Genomic DNA, 14,644 nt, shown 5'->3' on the forward strand with positions numbered 1-14,644 from the left:
ATCGAGTGGAATGAGGGACTGTTTCCCCAGAACGGGGTTTCGGCGTCCCATGTGGACGGAGCGGAAGGGGGTCGAGATCGGGAGCGCGAATCCGTCGCTCGTGGACAAGATCGAGAGGTGCGACGCGACGGTAAGACCCACCGCGCGCGTCTACGACTGTCGTAGCGCGCGTGTCGCCCGTGAGCGTTCCTGCGGGCGTGCCCCGTGAACGCGCCCGGCGCGCATTCCCCGTGAACGCGCCCGGCAAACGCGCGCAGAGCGACGGAAGTGGCGATGTGCGGTGCGTCTTTGTTGCCCCGTCGTGGTAGTTCGGCAGTCCTGCCGGGTGACCGCCGCGCGAAACCGGCGGCCACCCGGCGATGGGTCGCCTAGCGGACGCGCAGCGCGCGCGTCATGTGCTGGACCTGCTCCGACTCCGGCCGGTCGAGCGCGGTCCGGATTCGGTTACCGGGCACGATCAGGTCGGGATTGGTCAGGTGGTCGGGGTTGAGGGCGACGAGGGCCTGCCAGCCGCCCGCCACCCCGTGCTGCGCGGCGATCGCCTCCAAGGTGTCACCGTCCTTGACGGTGTAGTCACCGGCCGGGTTGTCCGTCGAAGCGGGCAGAGCGGGAGGAGCGGGAGGAGCGGGCACCTCGGGTGCCGCGGGCTCCTGGTAGATGGTGCGGGCCTGGGCGCGGGTGTCACCGGACTGGACCGGCGCGGTCCGGGCGGGGCCGCCGCCGCGCGCGCAGTTCGGCCAGGCACCGGGGCCCTGGGTGTCCAGCACGTTCTCCGCGACGCGGATCTGTTCTTCACGAGTGGCTTCGTGCGGCATTCCGGTGCCGCCGTTGGCCTGCCAGGTACCGGGCAGGAACTGGAGTCCGCCGTAGTAGCCGTTGCCGGTGCTGATGGACCAGTTGCCGCCCGATTCGCACTGGGCCACCGAGTCCCAGTCCATCCCCTGCGCGCTCGCGGCCCCGGTGGAGAGGCCGAACAGGCACGCGGTCGCGGCGATGAGCAGCGCCGCGCGGACGAGGTGGTTCCTGACGTGGTCGCTGATGCCTCCGTGATGACCCATGGTGGTTCGGATCGCCGCCGCCGCACCGCGCCGGCCCGCGTTCGCGGTCCGGCCAACCCCTGTCCGACGGCCGCGTCCTTCCCGTGCGGTGGCTCTGGTCCTGGAGGTCGGCGGACAGAGCTGGTGCCCGACTTCCCGGTGGTACCCGTGCCCGGTCTCGAACCGGTCACGAGCGGACCATAAGAACCTCCGGCCGGAATGGCGCGGCGAGCGGACCGGACGTGACGCGCGTAGCAGGTAAAGACCACTCGAAACGGTGATATTCGTTGGGGCCCTTGGCGTTGCCGCCGACACCCCGGCGCGCGTCCCGCCCGACGGTCGCTCAGCGGCTCACCCACCGGCCCCGGGCGCGGCGGTGCGCTCCGGGGCGGCCGGGTCGTCGGCCCGGGACAGGCGCGACGGCCACCAGATCTTGCGGCCGATGTCCAGGGCCAGGGCCGGCACCAGCAGCGATCGCACGATCAAGGTGTCCAGCAGCACGCCGAACGCCACGATGAACGCGATCTGCGCCAGGAACAGGATCGGCAGCACGGCCAGCGCGGAGAACGTCGCCGCCAGCACGACGCCCGCCGACGTGATCACGCCGCCGGTGATCGTCAGCCCGCGCAGCACCCCCTCCCGGGGCCCGAGCACGGCGGTCTCCTCGCGCACCCGGGTCATCAGGAAGATGTTGTAGTCGATCCCCAGCGCCACCAGGAACACGAACCCGAACAGCGGCACCACGGGGTCCGCGCCCGGGAAGTCGAAGATCCCGTTGAACACGAGCGCGGACACGCCCATCGTCGCGCCGAAGGACAGCACGACCGTGGCGATCAGCAGCAGCGGCGCGAGCAGCGACCGCAGCAGCAGCGCCAGCACCAGGAAGATCACCAGCAGCACGATCGGGATGATGACCAGCCGGTCGCGCTCGGACGTGCGCTGCGTGTCGAGCTGGGTCGCGGTGGGCCCGCCGACCCGCGCTTCGGCGTCGGGCACGGCCCGGACCGCCTCGCGCAGCCGCTCGACGGTGGCGATCGCGGCCTCGGAGTCGGCCGCGTCGTCCAGCACCACGTCGATCCGCGCGAGCCCGGCCGCCTCGCCCCGGCGTTGCGCGCTGGACACGCCGTCGATGTCGGCCGCCCGCACCACGGCGTCGGCCTGCGCCGTGCGCGCCAGCACGACGGTGGGCGCGCCGCTGCCGCCGGGGAAGTGCCGAGACAGCAGCTCCTGGCCGGCGACCGAGTCGACGTCGTTGAGGAACACGTCGGACGCGGCGGTGCCCGACGCCTTGAGCTGCGGCACGAAGGCCACGCCGAGCAGCAGCACGAGGGTGGTGACGACCCAGGTCAGGCGCGGTCGCGTGGAGATCAGCCTGGCCACCCGGCCCCACAGGCCGCTCGCCTCCGGGTGCGGCGAGCCCAGCTCGGGGCGGCGCGGCCAGAACGCGGTGCGGCCGAACAGGACCAGCACGGCGGGCAGGAACGTGACGGACGCGAGCAGCGCCGCGCCGATGCCGATCGCGGCGACCGGGCCGAGCCCCTTGTTCGAGTTCAGGTCGCTGAACAGCAGGCACAGGACGCCGAGCACGACGGTGCCGGCGGACGCGGCGATCGGTTCGATGGTGGCCCGCCACGCCGTGCGCATCGCCGCGTAGCGGTCCTCGGTGTCGCGCAGCTCCTCGCGGAACCGGGACACCAGCAGCAGCGCGTAGTCCGTGGCCGCGCCGAACACCAGGATGGACAGGATGCCCTGGCTCTGGCCGTTGAGGTCGATCACGCCGCCGTCGGCGAGCAGGTAGACGGCCAGGCTGGCGGTGCCGAGCGCGAACACGCCGGACAGCAGCACGATCAGCGGCAGCAGCGGGCTCCGGTAGACCAGCACCAGGATGAGCGCCACCACCGCGCCCGCGACCAGCAGCAGCAGGCCGTCGATGCCGCCGAACGCGGTCTTGAGGTCGGCGATCTGCGCGGCCGGTCCGGCGACCAGCACGGTCAGCCCGGCCGGTGGGTCGGCGAGCCGTTCGCGCAGTTGCCGCACGGCGTCGCCGGGGTCGGCGGCGTCCACCGCGACGATCACCTGGACGGCCTGGTCGTCCTTCTCCGACGGGAGGACCGGGGACGCCTGGCCCGGGTAGTCGACGGTCGAGAGGTAGGTGCGGTCGTCGCCCGTGATGCCGGATGGGCGTTCGGCCACCACAATGGCGGGCAGGCTGCGCTGGTCGCCGAACGCCTTGAGCTGTTCGGCGACCTGGGTGGCCTCGGCGGAAGCGGGCAGGAACGCGGTGTTGTCGTTCACCGAGACCTGGCTCAGCTTGCCGGCGTACGGACCCGCGAAGCCACCCAGGGCCAGCCAGGCGACGGTGATCAGGGCGGGGAGGATCCAGCGGGCGCGCACGGGAGAATGACCTCCGGAGGACTAAGTTCTTCGATGATCTGATAGTTCGATCGTCGAAATACTAACCGGAGGGCGGATGGTCGACAACGCGGCACTCGTGCGCCTGCTGCGGCAGCTCATCGTGGAGTCCGACCACTTCGTCGGGATGCTCGGCGAAGCGCAGGGGATGCACCGCACGGACCTCAACGCGCTGGCCCTGATCATGGACGCGCGGCGGCGGGGCGAACCGCTCTCGCCGGGCAGGCTGGCCGAGGCGATGCACCTCAGCGCGTCGGCGACCACGTCCGTGCTGGACCGCCTGGAGGCGTCCGGCCACGTCGAGCGGTCGCGCAGCACCCGGGACCGCCGCAAGGTCGAGCTGCACGTGCCGGACCGGGCGCTGGCGGCGGGCCGGGAGTTCTTCACCCCGCTCAACGGCGCGTTCCGGGCCGCGTGGGCGGGGTTCGACCCAGCGGAACGGGCCACGATCGCCCGGTTCCTGGCCGCCAGCATCGAGGCGACGGTGACCGTGCGCGGCAAGTTCGTGGAACACCGCCCGGGGTGACCCGGGAGTGCGGCTGCCGTCCCGGTACCACCACCGCACCGGGTGTCCGCCACGATCCCTCCCCACGGCGCGCGGAACGAGGGGCGGACCGTGGTGAAACCGGTCCGCCCCTCGTCGGCGGTGCGGTCACGCGCACGTGGTGCTCACGCGTGAGGTGGTGCGGTCAGGCGCGAACGGCGTGGTGCCCCCGGGCCCAGGCCGCGACGTCGCCGCCGTGACCGGCCGGGCCGGAGTCGCCGCCCCGGGTGGTGCTGTGGTTGGCCGCGTTCCCGGTGTCACCGGTCGAACCGGTGTCACCGGAGTCGCCCGAGCCGACTACCGTCGTCGACCCGTGGCGGGGCGTCCAGCCGTGGTGGTCCCACTTGGCGCAGTGACCCCACTTGTCGTGGCCCCACTGCTTGTCGTGGCCCCACTGCTTGTCGTGGCCGCCGAAGCCGGTCACGGCGGTGTTGCCGCCGGTCGGGCCCGAGTCACCGGAGTTCCCCGAGTTGCCGGTCACGGCCGTGTTCGAGCTGGAAGCGTTGCCGCCGTCGCCCGAATCGCCGCCGTTACCACCGGATGCGACCGCCGAAACGTCACCGTCCACAGTGGATCGGTGCTCTTTCCGGCCGTGCGACCACTTGTGGTCGGTCGCAGCCTTGGTCGAACCCTTCGCCCACGCGATGGCGTCGCCGCCGTTGCCCGCCGGACCGGAGTTGCCGCCGGTCGTGGTGCTGGTGTTGGTGGCATCGCCGGTGGTGCCGGTCGATCCGGTGTCACCCGAGTCGCCCGAGGTCACCACCGTGGACGAGCGGTCGCCCCCACCCTGGTGGCCCCACTGCGAGCCACCGGGGTTACGGACGTCGGCGGTGTTGCCGCCGGTCGAGCCCGAGTCACCGGAGTTCCCCGAGTTGCCGCTCATAGCCGTGTTCGAGCTGGAAGCGTTGCCGCCGTCGCCCGAATCGCCGCCGGTGCCGCCGGACGCGATCGCCGAGGTGTCGCCCGACGTGGACGAACCGCCCCGGTTGTCGTGGCCCCACGCCCGGGGTGAACCGGTCGTGTTCGAGCCCTCGGCCTGCGCGGTGGCGTCGCCGCCGTCGCCGGCCGGGCCGGAGTTGCCGCCCTTGGTGCTGCTGGTGTTGGTGGCGTCGCCCGTGGTGCCGGTCGAACCGGTGTCACCCGAGTCGCCCGACGTCACGTGCGTGGTGCACTCGGCCAGCAGGCACACGCCGTAGGCGGAGTTGCCGCCCGTGGAACCGGAAGCACCGGAGTTCCCCGAGTTGCCGCTCACAGCCGTGTTCGAGCTGGAAGCGTTGCCGCCCTTGCCCGAATCGCCACCGGTGCCGCCCGTCGCGGTCGCCGAGGTGTCCCCCCGCGCCGACGAGCGGCCGGTGGTGGCACCCGACGCCACGCCGGCGGCGGAACCGCCGTCGCCCGCAGAGCCGGAGTTGCCGCCGGTGGTGGCGCTGTGGTTAGCCGCGTTGCCCGTGGTGCCGGTCGAACCGGTATCACCGGAGTCGCCGGAGCCGACGGACGTCTCGCAGCGCGAGAGCACGCAGACCCCGTGAGCGGAGTTGCCGCCCGTGGAACCGGAAGCACCGGAGTTCCCCGAGTTGCCGCTCACGGCGTTGTTCGAGCTGGAAGCGTTGCCGCCCTTGCCCGAGTCACCGCCGTGGCCGCCGGTCACGACCGACGTGGTGTCACCCACGACGGACCCGACGACGCCACCGAGGCCCGACGGACCGCTGTCCGTGGTCTCCGCGCTCGCCATCGACTGCCCGAGCAGGATCACCCCGCCCGAGAAGACCGCGGCCAGCAGACCGCGCTGTACATACCTGTGCATCCGAACCAATCCCTTTCGTCCCTTGTCGTGCAGTGCGCAACCGGGTGTCGAAAGGGCTGGTCAGCTCGGATGACTTCGACCGAACACGTAACACCACGCGGCGGGGTCGTGGTGGGCGGCGTTCACCACCCGCCCACGGCTGTCCACGGCCGTGCGCACGTCCCCGGGCAGGTCTCCTACCGCAGCACCGGAAGCGCCGCCACCGCCCGCGCTCGTCGTGCTCGACGTCCCGGCGACCGCCGGGAGATCGGGGCTCGACGGAGCGTCCGGGCCGTACGGCCTCACCGGCACGGTGATCGGGGTCGTGTCCGCTTCGAGGACCACCGGCTGTTGGTCGACGGTCCAGGGGACGTGGACCGCGGCGGGCGTGGCGAGGAGTTCGGCCACGACCGGTGCGGGTTCGCCCACGGGAGCGATGTCGCTCGGCCTCTCGGCCGAAACATCGGCCCACTCGCCGGCGACGGGCGTGTTGTCGACAGGCTCACTGGTGACAGGAGCCCCGCCACCAGGAGGCCCGCCGGCGGGAACCCGGGCGGCCGGAACTCGGGCGGCAGGAGCGGTGGGGGCCGGCGCGACCGCGTCGATCACCGGGGTCGCCCCCAGCGAGCGCGCCACCGGTTCCACCACCGGGCGGAGCGGCTCCAGGACCGGCACGAGCACCGGTTCCAGCGGAGCGGTCACCGGGGCCAGGATCTCGGCCACCGGCTCCACCACGGGTGCCACCACCGGCCGGGCCACCGGCCCGACCACGCCGCCGAGAATCGTGCCGACACCGGAGAGCAGACCGTTACCGGGCGGCGGGCGACTGGTGGAACCCGTCTCCGCGTGCGCCTCGCCCGCCATCACCACAGCGATCAGTCCGAAGCCCACCACCGCGCCGACCAGCAAGAACAGCCGTCGCAGCCCGGTGGGAACGCCTTCGGTCACCACTACGTTCGTCGTATTCAAGTGCAATCACCTCCCCTCGTGTCATGAGGAGGTTCGTCACTCGATCGAGAACGGTTCACCCGAAAGTGGAGATATTTTTATCCGCGCAGGTCACGCCACAAATAAGATTTCACACCGCTGTTATCAGTCACATCTCGACACCGACAGTAATCGCACTTGTCGCCACCGGTGCGGACGAAGTCGGGCGCTACCACCCTTGATCGGGCAGTCTCGCGACATCGCTGTAGAACTCGTCGACGCGGCTCACCAACGTCGCGAAGTCGTCGGCGTCGATCGGCTTGGTGATGTAGGCGTTGGCGTGCGACTCGTAGGTCCGCATGATGTCCTCGGCGGCCCCCGACGTGGTCAGCACCACCACCGGGATCGACCGCAGGTCCGGGTCGGATTTGATGTGCGCCAACACCTCGCGGCCGTCCATGCGCGGCAGGTTCAGGTCGAGCAGCACCACGTCCGGACGCGGCGCGGTGGCGTGCTCGCCGGCCCGGTACAGGAAGGACACCGCTTCCGCGCCGTCGGTCACCGTGTGGACGCGCGGATTGCGCCCCCGGCCCTGCAACGCCTCGGTGATCAGCAGGACGTCACCGGGGTCGTCCTCCACCAGCAACACCGTCAGCGGTGTGGACGTGCCGTCACTGCCGTGGAAAGAACTCATCGGACCGCACCTCGGAGCCTCGCAGGACACACCGGGCGGGAGCCGCGGCGGGTGTTCCACGCCGCAACCGGCCACCATCCCACCGGCAGCGCGCCGGGCGCGTGAGCGGAGAGGGCTTCGGTCTCGGACGTGGCACGCGCCCTGTCTGCTCAAGGCCGCTCATGACTGTACTCGGTCGTCACCCCTGGAAGTGCGGCGCGCGCGTGAAGATCGCCGGTCCTCAGCCCGTCGCGGCGACGGCCGGTGCCGTGATGTCCGCCCACACGGTCTTCCCACCGGGGCGGGGCAGCGTCCCCCAGGCCGCTGACAGCGCGTTGACCAGCACCAGACCCATGCCCCGGCTGTCGGCGATCCGCGACCGGCCCAACACCGGCAACTCGGACGACGTGTCGTCCACCTCGACCCGCACCCGCCGCGTGCGCCACGACGGTCGCACCACGCGCACCTCCAGGGCTCGGCGGCCGTGGTCGTAGGCGTTGCTCACCAACTCGGTGACCACCAGCAGCACGTCACCCATCGCCTGCGGGTCGACCACGTCGCCCAGCAGCCGCTCCACCCAACGCCGAACCTCGACGAGCTGATCCCTGCCGTCGGCCAACACCCGTACCTCCGCCCCGGCCACCGGCCGGCGATCGTCGTCGTCGTTCACGGTGCCATGTCCGTCTCCTGTTCGGGTTCCACCCACCCGGTTTCCCCGTGGGAAACCCGGCAAATCCGCAGGCAGCGGAATTGTCGGGCGAATCTCGGATGGAGCAGTCCCGAAGACGGGGCCGAACCGCGCGACGCGGGGCGGGGGAACCGGTGTCGTCCGCGCTCGCCGACACCGGCTCCCCCGCCCCGGGTCAGGACAGCGACGCGCGGGCGGCTCCGACCGCTTCGTCGACTGAATCGTGCAACGGCAGCAACGTCGTCATGGCCGTCACCTCCAACGACCGCCGCACCGCCTGACTGGCCACGACGTGCACTTTTGGCGAACCGGTGCCTCTACCGCACGTCCGCAGGTGCGCCAGTGCGGCGATGCCGGACGACGCGAAGAAGGTCACCTCCGACAGGTCCAGCACCAGTGCCGACGCGGCACCGTCCAACAGCGAGGCACCGCGATCGCGCAGTCCGTCGCTGTTGGCCATGTCCACCTCGCCGACCACGCGCAGAAGCGCCACGTCGCCGTGGACCCCGGCCGTAATTCCACTTGAGGATGAATCCGGTCTACTCATAGTGGGCATTCTGGCCCCCCACACCTCACCCGGCTAGGCCGACGCAGTGACGCCAGGCGTCCCGGACCGCGCCGGAGAACCCGGACCAACCCGATGGGGTACACACAGGACGGCTGTTGCGCACGCGGTACTACCATGATCCGGGTGAACCCTGAGCACCCACCGCCGTTGTGGGAGTACATCGAGAAGAACCTGGAGAACCGGGGCTTGACCACCGGCGACCTGGCGAAGGCGACCGGCGTCCACCGCAGCCGGTTCACCAAGTGGCGGCAGGGGGACTCGATCTCCATCCCGACGGCACGCGCCATCGCCGCGCTGTTCGAGACCAGCGTGGTCGAGGTGCTCGTCGTCGCGGGGCTGATCGGGGACGACGAGGCCCGCCTGCAACGGGCCCGGCCGGACCCGGCGGCGCTCACCAACGAGGAACTGGTCGCCGAACTCAGACGCCGCCTCAGCCCCGGGAGCGCCCCTGGTCCGGCCGCCCACGCGGTCGACCTGCTGTAGACCCCGGCAGCCCGACCCGTGCCGCGCGGCGGTGCTCGGCGACGATCCCGCCGGGCACCGCCGCCCGCGCCGAGTGGTCGATCTCATCCGTGGCCGACGTGGCGGGTTTCGACCCCGCGCCCTCCGGGTCCGAAGCCCGGTGCTCTACCGACTGAGCTACACGCCGCTGTACACCGGAACCCTAGCTCGCGGGACGTTCACGCACGTGGTGGTTTTCGGAATCCGTTGCTAGAAGCGGTTCTCGAACAGGATTCGGGCTACCTCCGTGTCGGTCGCCCGGCCCTCGTCGTACCCGCCTTCGTCGGCCAGGTCGTTCATCACGGCCACGGTGTAGCGCTCGTCCGGACCGACGAACCCCACCGTGTTCACCACCCAGCCGCCGTCCTCCAGCGACCAGCCGTCCTTGGTGCCCGGCCGTGCCGCAGGTCCCGCGCCCCACACGCCCCACTGCTGCGCCGGGCCGACGGTGCGCATCTCGCCGACCACGTACGCGCGGTCGGCGGAGGGCAGGTTGTCCAGCACGTACCGGATCAGCCGGTCCAGGTCCTCGGCGGTGCACCGCTGGAAGCCCCAGTACGGCGAGGACGGGTCCGCCGGTTTCAGCGAGGTCAGGCCGTAGGAGGGGAACGCGGCGTTGAACGCCTGGTGGTCCGGGCCGGCGTAGCGCGTCCACAGGGTGTCGGCCGCGTCGTCGTCCGAGTCGTGCAGCATCGCGGTGATCAGCGCGTGGTCCTCGTCGGTCAACGAGATCGCGCCGGCGCGGTCGCGACGGAGGAGGTCGACGGTCATCGCGAGCTTGATGGTGGACGCGGTCCACACCAGGTCGGCGGCGTGCTCGTTGCGCCACACCGCACCGGTCCGGCGGTCGCGCACAACGACGCCCACGCTGCCCGGCCGGTCCGCGATGTAGCGGGTCACGGCCGTCATGCGGCGTTGCAGGTCGCAGTCGAACCCGGATTCGGGGAGCGGGCACTCGGCGGCTGCGGACGTCACGGGCGGTGCCGCGGTGGCAGTCGGCGCGGAGGCGGGCGACGAAGTCCGGGCCGTGGTCGGGGATGCGACACCGCACGCGGCGAGCGCCAAGGCGCAGACGACCGAGACCAGCCCAGCACGCGGATGCACCATGGCAGGCTACGCGGACTCCGCGCGGGATCTCGGCGAACGGAAGAAGCCCGCACGGCCGCCCCTGCGTGACGTGGCCCCGGAGCCGCTCGCCGGGGGGTTCGGCGACCCCCGGGTTCAGCCGGTCGGCGGGACCGGCGACCGCACCCCGAACCACTGCTCGGCACCGAACGCCTCGAACCTCTCCACCTCGGTGAACCCCAGCTTCGCCGCGAGGCGCAGCGCGCGGGCGTCGGCGCTCTGGGTGCACAGCGCCACCGGTTCGCCGGGATGGACGTCGGCCGGCCAGTCGAGCGCCGCCGCGCACGCCTCGGCGGCGTACCCGCGCCCCCACACCTCGGGAACGGCGCGTTCGAGCTCGGCGCGCGGCCGAGGTCCACCGATGTAGGTGCCCACCTCCGGCGAGGAGAACAGCTCGATGAGCGGCGCGCGATCCCGGGCCTCGGTCTCGCGGAGCACGAGCCGCGCGGTCCTGATCGGAGCCGGAGGCCAGGCGGTGGGACCGAGTTCGACCGTGGCGGGCAACCTGACGCACCCCGGCCGGGCGGAACCCCCGAACGACCCACGACCGCAACAGCCGCGGACGTCCGCCGACGCGGGTCGCGGCACGGCGGAAAATCGTGGGGTTCCGGTACCGGAAACACGTTAGGGTGCCTCAAGAACTCGATAAAAGGGCAGGTAGAGGACCTAGTGACGGCCAATCACCGCGACGGGACCCCGGACGGCGCGGGGTCGGGTCCCGATCCCTCCGCGATGCACGGGACCGGCTACCCGGCCGCGCGGCTGGCGGACGCGCTCGCCACCGCCGCCGCCCACACCGACCCGACGACCCGCGAGCGGGCCGGTCACCGGGTGCGGCAGTGGGGCGCGGTGCTGCGCGGAATGCTGAACGGCACCCTGCGGATCGGCTCCCGCACGCCCGTCGAGGGGCTGCCGGCGTGGGTCACGCCCGAGGTGCTGCGCGGCGGGTTCGCGACCGGCAGGGCGGTGGCCCGAGGCGGCACCCCGGACTTCTCCCGGGCGCTGCACGGGCTGACGGAGTCGCACGCCCGGCTGGACGCCGGCACGTACCGGGTCGACGTGCCGGAGGAAGCGGCGCTGCTCGTGCTGGCCTGGCTGGTGCGCGCGGGTGATCTCGATGCCGCCGGAGCGCTGCTGCGCGAGATCTCGCCGTTCGCCGACCAACTCCGCTTCACCCCGGCGGACGGCGTCGTCCGCGACCCCGGCACGGTCTGGCGGAAGACCGCTGCGGACGTGCGGGAAGCGTTGGCCGCGCGGACACCCCACCCCCGGGTCGAGACCATGCGGGCGACGTTGACCGGGTGGCACCCGTACGCCGACGAGCTGCTGGAGCTGTGGCTCGATTCCGCCGTCGACGGGCAGATCGGCGCGAAGTTGGACGGCCCTTGGCGGGCGCGGGCCGCGCGGCTGCTCGACCGGTACCGGGAGCTGGCGGCGGCGCACCCGGTACCGCGCAAGCACCGCGATCCCAGGGAGAACGCCACGATCCTGCGGACCTGCGCGGCGATCGCGGTGGACGGCGAGCGCATCGCGCCACACGAGCTGCGGAGGGTGCGGCACGCGGTGTCCTCGATGGTCGAGCGCCGAGGACGGCCCGGTTCGGCGCGGCACACCGCCGTGCGCGCCGAACAGGCCGCCAACGCCGCGATCCCGTCCGTGCCCGCGTTCGCGGCGTTGGTGCTGGCGCGCGTGGCGGGGCTGCGCCCGGACCGGGGCATCGACCAGGTGGACGACCTGCTGGCACCCGTGCACGAGGACGTGCCGGGGCTGCCGCGCGGCGCGGAGATCCCGGAGGCGGTGCGGCGCATCGTCCGCCGGGCGCTGGCGGGCACCGTGGAGGAGCTGGTGGACGCGGGGATCGTGCCGTCGGCCGAGGTGCTGGCGGAGTTCGCACCGGCGGTCGCGGCGGTCGCCGTGTCGGCCGGGTACGCGGACGAGGCGCTGCGCACCCTGATGGCGGCGACCTACCTGGCGTTCCGGGCCCGCCGCTCGCTGCTGCTGACCGATCTCTCGCACCAGGTCTCGTTCGACGAACTGCCCTGGGTGCGGGCGGTGGCCGGGCACCGGGCCGAGCCGGCGGGCCGCGCGACCGCGCGCCGGCTGGGCGGGTTGGTGCTGGCGGCGTTCCCGGGCACCGTCGTGCCCAACCCGATGGTGCGGGAACTGGCGCAGCTCGCGCCCGACCTGCCGTGGGTGGAGGAACTGGCGGCCGACATCTTCCAGGGCACGTTCACGCCGAAGTTCCCGGCGGCGGCCCGGCTCGCGGGCGAACTGCTCGACGGCGGCCTCTACGCGCGCTACTACGGCCTGGACTTCGCGGCGGCGGCCGACGTGCGGACGTTCGTGCGGTGGTGCGACGGCCGCGCCGACCGGCGGGGCGCGAACCCCGTCGTGGCCAACGGGTCGATGATCGAGCACGCCCAGCTCCTGACCACGCACAACCTGGCCACGCTGGTGCACGCGGGCGTCGACGTGGACTGGGAGGCGGCGGCGGGAGGTGCGTTCGACCGGGCTGTGCGGCTCGTACCGGCCGTGCGGGGTCCGCGCGGGCTCGCCGCCGTGAAGGACGTCGCGTACGCGTGGCGGCAGTTGGTGTTCTTCCTCTCCCTCACCGCGTCGCCGCAGGCCCTGCTGGACCGGTGGTGGGCGCGTTCGCCTGTGGCACTGCACCTCCCGCTGGCCGGGTTGGCGCACGTGGTCGACGGCGGCGGGTTCGACCGGACCGGGCGCGGCGGTCGGGGGCGGCGGTTGCTGGGGTGGACTTCGGGCCGCCACTGGCTGGTCGCCTAGCGCGGATCGGCAGAATTCATCGTCTGTCGAAATTTGGTACGCTCGAACCGGTGAAGATCCTCTTTTCGAGCATCGGCTCGCACGGACACACCTATCCCCTGCTCCCCCTGGCCATCGCCGCCCACGCCGGGGGTCACGACGTCACCTTCGCCACCACCGCCGAGTTCGCGCCCGCGATCGAGCGGCTCGGCCTCCGGCACGTGACCGCCGGCTCGTCCCCGCGCGCCGCTGTCGCCGAACTGCTCGGCGACCGGCCGATCATCCCCACCGAGGTCGACGAAGACCTGGTCGCGTGGGTGTTCGGCTCGGCGCTGCCGCGCGCCTGCTTCTCCGACCTGACACCGTTCCTGGCGCAGTGGCGGCCCGACCTGGTGGTGCACGAGATCGCCAACCCCGGCGCGGGCCTGGCCGCGCACGTCGCGGGCATCCCGGGGCTGTGCCACGGCTTCGGCCGGATGTGGGACTCCAAGCTGGTGGACGCCCCGGAGCCCTACCGGGAGTTCACCGCCGAACTCGGCGTCGACCTGCCCGCGAAGTACCCGATGACGCTGGGCAACCCCTACCTCGACGTGTGCCCTCCCTCGGTGCAGGCCAAGGACTTCCTGGCGACGACGGCCACGATCCCGTTACGGCCGGTGCCGTTCGCCGAGCCGGGCGAGCTGCCCGACTGGGTGGTCGCGCACGAGCGTCCGCTGATCTACCTGACGCTGGGCACCGCGTTCGGCAGCTCCGACGTGCTGCGCACGGCGATCGCCGGACTGGCCGAGGTGGACGGCGCGCGGCTGCTGGTCGCGGTGGGCCCCTCGGTCGAGGCGGACTCGCTGGGCGACATCCCGCCGCACGTCACCGCGCTGCCGTGGGTGCCGCAGGCGGATTTGTTGCCCTACACCGATCTCGTCGTGCACCACGGCGGCAGCGGTACCACGCTGGGCGCGTTCGGCGCGGGCCTGCCGCAACTGGTCCTGCCGCAGGGCGCGGACCAGTTCAGCAACGCCGAAGCCGTGCTGTCGCACGGGTTGGGCGACCGGTTGATCGGTGACCTGGTGACCTCCGGCGCGATCGCCGACCGGGCCCGGCACCTGCTGGCCGACACGGCGGTGCGCGACGCCGCCAAGACCCTCGCCGCCGAGGTCGCGGCCATGCCGTCACCGGCCGAGGTCGCGGCCATGCTCCCCGGGTACGCGCGCTAGTCCACCGCGTTTCCGCGGCTCCTGGGGTGTGGCCGTGTCGTCGCGGAGGTGTCGGACGTTCCGGGACGCGGGCATGAACTCTCATGCCCGCGCTCCACGTGGGGACCGGCAGCGTGCTGCCAGCACCGACAGCACCGACAGCGCCGCTGCCCGGTCGGCGATCAGCTTCCCGATGCCGGTGCCGGTGCCGATCAGGACTGCTCGAACCCACCGCCGGTGGCCGCTGCCCTGGCGGCCGTGCGTTCCCGGGCGGTGCGGCGACCCGTCCGCCGCCGAGCGGCCGATGCGGGAGATCATCGCCGAGACCACCGACGCGCTGGACCACGAGTCAGCGGTGGACCCCCGGTGACGGGCGCGCCGGGAGGCGGTGGACACGCGCAGCCGGGGACCGTTCCGCAGGGAACGG

General features: G+C 72.5%; 14 protein-coding genes and 1 tRNA gene. 5 read left to right on the forward strand and 10 right to left on the reverse strand.

Translation table 11 applies throughout. The features are described from left to right. Positions 1-368: 368 nt before the first annotated feature. Both AB0G01_RS18405 and AB0G01_RS18410 read right to left on the reverse strand, forming a co-directional pair. A complete protein-coding gene (locus AB0G01_RS18405; protein ID WP_360946871.1) occupies positions 369-1,058 on the reverse strand; it encodes a transglycosylase family protein in 690 nt (229 codons plus the stop codon). A gap of 330 nt (positions 1,059-1,388) precedes the next feature. Beyond that, positions 1,389-3,431: an MMPL family transporter gene (locus AB0G01_RS18410; protein ID WP_360946873.1), complete on the reverse strand. Its 2,043-nt coding sequence runs from the start codon at positions 3,429-3,431 to the stop codon at positions 1,389-1,391. Positions 3,432-3,507: 76 nt separating this feature from the next. Here AB0G01_RS18410 and AB0G01_RS18415 point away from each other — a divergent pair, with 76 nt between their 5' ends. Further along, entirely contained in the window at positions 3,508-3,975 is a 468-nt protein-coding gene (locus AB0G01_RS18415) for a MarR family transcriptional regulator (RefSeq protein ID WP_360946875.1), read from the forward strand. 163 nt (positions 3,976-4,138) lie between these two features. Here the strand turns inward: AB0G01_RS18415 and AB0G01_RS18420 are convergent, their stop codons facing one another. From AB0G01_RS18420 to AB0G01_RS18440, 5 genes are all read right to left on the reverse strand, one after another. Then, positions 4,139-5,797 carry a hypothetical protein gene (locus AB0G01_RS18420; protein ID WP_360946877.1) on the reverse strand — a complete coding sequence of 553 codons (1,659 nt, stop codon included), beginning with the start codon at positions 5,795-5,797 and terminating at the stop codon, positions 4,139-4,141. Between the two features lie 60 nt (positions 5,798-5,857). After that, positions 5,858-6,724 (reverse strand): hypothetical protein, encoded by an 867-nt coding sequence (locus AB0G01_RS18425; RefSeq protein ID WP_360946879.1) that lies wholly within the window; start codon positions 6,722-6,724, stop codon positions 5,858-5,860. Between the two features lie 208 nt (positions 6,725-6,932). Then, positions 6,933-7,397, reverse strand: a complete 465-nt coding sequence (locus AB0G01_RS18430; RefSeq protein WP_360946881.1) for a response regulator — start codon at positions 7,395-7,397, stop codon at positions 6,933-6,935. 220 nt (positions 7,398-7,617) lie between these two features. Continuing rightward, positions 7,618-8,046 (reverse strand): ATP-binding protein, encoded by a 429-nt coding sequence (locus AB0G01_RS18435; RefSeq protein WP_360946882.1) that lies wholly within the window; start codon positions 8,044-8,046, stop codon positions 7,618-7,620. Positions 8,047-8,239: 193 nt separating this feature from the next. Next, a complete protein-coding gene (locus AB0G01_RS18440) occupies positions 8,240-8,620 on the reverse strand; it encodes an STAS domain-containing protein (RefSeq protein ID WP_360946884.1) in 381 nt (126 codons plus the stop codon). Positions 8,621-8,755: 135 nt separating this feature from the next. Here AB0G01_RS18440 and AB0G01_RS18445 point away from each other — a divergent pair, with 135 nt between their 5' ends. Then, a complete protein-coding gene (locus AB0G01_RS18445) occupies positions 8,756-9,115 on the forward strand; it encodes a helix-turn-helix transcriptional regulator (RefSeq protein ID WP_360946886.1) in 360 nt (119 codons plus the stop codon). 90 nt (positions 9,116-9,205) lie between these two features. Here AB0G01_RS18445 and AB0G01_RS18450 read toward each other — a convergent pair. The 3 genes from AB0G01_RS18450 to AB0G01_RS18460 form a co-directional block, all read right to left on the reverse strand. Beyond that, a tRNA-Arg gene (locus AB0G01_RS18450) sits at positions 9,206-9,281 on the reverse strand. A 62-nt stretch (positions 9,282-9,343) separates the two neighbouring features. Further along, positions 9,344-10,108, reverse strand: a complete 765-nt coding sequence (locus AB0G01_RS18455; protein ID WP_360946888.1) for a tat pathway signal sequence — start codon at positions 10,106-10,108, stop codon at positions 9,344-9,346. A gap of 246 nt (positions 10,109-10,354) precedes the next feature. Continuing rightward, entirely contained in the window at positions 10,355-10,696 is a 342-nt protein-coding gene (locus AB0G01_RS18460) for a GNAT family N-acetyltransferase (RefSeq protein WP_360946890.1), read from the reverse strand. A 231-nt stretch (positions 10,697-10,927) separates the two neighbouring features. On the opposite strand from AB0G01_RS18460, the gene AB0G01_RS18465 reads away from it, so the two are divergent. The 3 genes from AB0G01_RS18465 (at position 10,928) to AB0G01_RS18475 (ending at position 14,587) form a co-directional block, all read left to right on the forward strand. After that, positions 10,928-13,048 (forward strand): hypothetical protein, encoded by a 2,121-nt coding sequence (locus AB0G01_RS18465; RefSeq protein ID WP_360946892.1) that lies wholly within the window; start codon positions 10,928-10,930, stop codon positions 13,046-13,048. Positions 13,049-13,098: 50 nt separating this feature from the next. Next, complete coding sequence (locus tag AB0G01_RS18470; protein WP_360946894.1) at positions 13,099-14,238, forward strand: glycosyltransferase; 1,140 nt, start codon at positions 13,099-13,101, stop codon at positions 14,236-14,238. Positions 14,239-14,311: 73 nt separating this feature from the next. Next, positions 14,312-14,587 carry a hypothetical protein gene (locus AB0G01_RS18475; RefSeq protein ID WP_360946896.1) on the forward strand — a complete coding sequence of 92 codons (276 nt, stop codon included), beginning with the start codon at positions 14,312-14,314 and terminating at the stop codon, positions 14,585-14,587. The last annotated feature ends 57 nt before the right edge of the window (positions 14,588-14,644 follow it).

It is taken from the genome of Actinosynnema sp. NPDC023587 (genome assembly GCF_040640215.1).
Classification (GTDB): domain Bacteria; phylum Actinomycetota; class Actinomycetes; order Mycobacteriales; family Pseudonocardiaceae; genus Actinosynnema.

What these genes read in the sequence shown, in the direction of transcription:
- AB0G01_RS18405 (WP_360946871.1), bottom strand. Translation starts at nt 1,058, where the DNA reads ATGGGTCATCACGGAGGCATCAGCGACCACGTCAGGAACCACCTCGTC.
- AB0G01_RS18415 (WP_360946875.1), top strand. Translation starts at nt 3,508, where the DNA reads ATGGTCGACAACGCGGCACTCGTGCGCCTGCTGCGGCAGCTCATCGTG.
- AB0G01_RS18420 (WP_360946877.1), bottom strand. Translation starts at nt 5,797, where the DNA reads ATGCACAGGTATGTACAGCGCGGTCTGCTGGCCGCGGTCTTCTCGGGC.
- AB0G01_RS18430 (WP_360946881.1), bottom strand. Translation starts at nt 7,397, where the DNA reads ATGAGTTCTTTCCACGGCAGTGACGGCACGTCCACACCGCTGACGGTG.
- AB0G01_RS18440 (WP_360946884.1), bottom strand. Translation starts at nt 8,620, where the DNA reads ATGCCCACTATGAGTAGACCGGATTCATCCTCAAGTGGAATTACGGCC.
- AB0G01_RS18475 (WP_360946896.1), top strand. Translation starts at nt 14,312, where the DNA reads ATGAACTCTCATGCCCGCGCTCCACGTGGGGACCGGCAGCGTGCTGCC.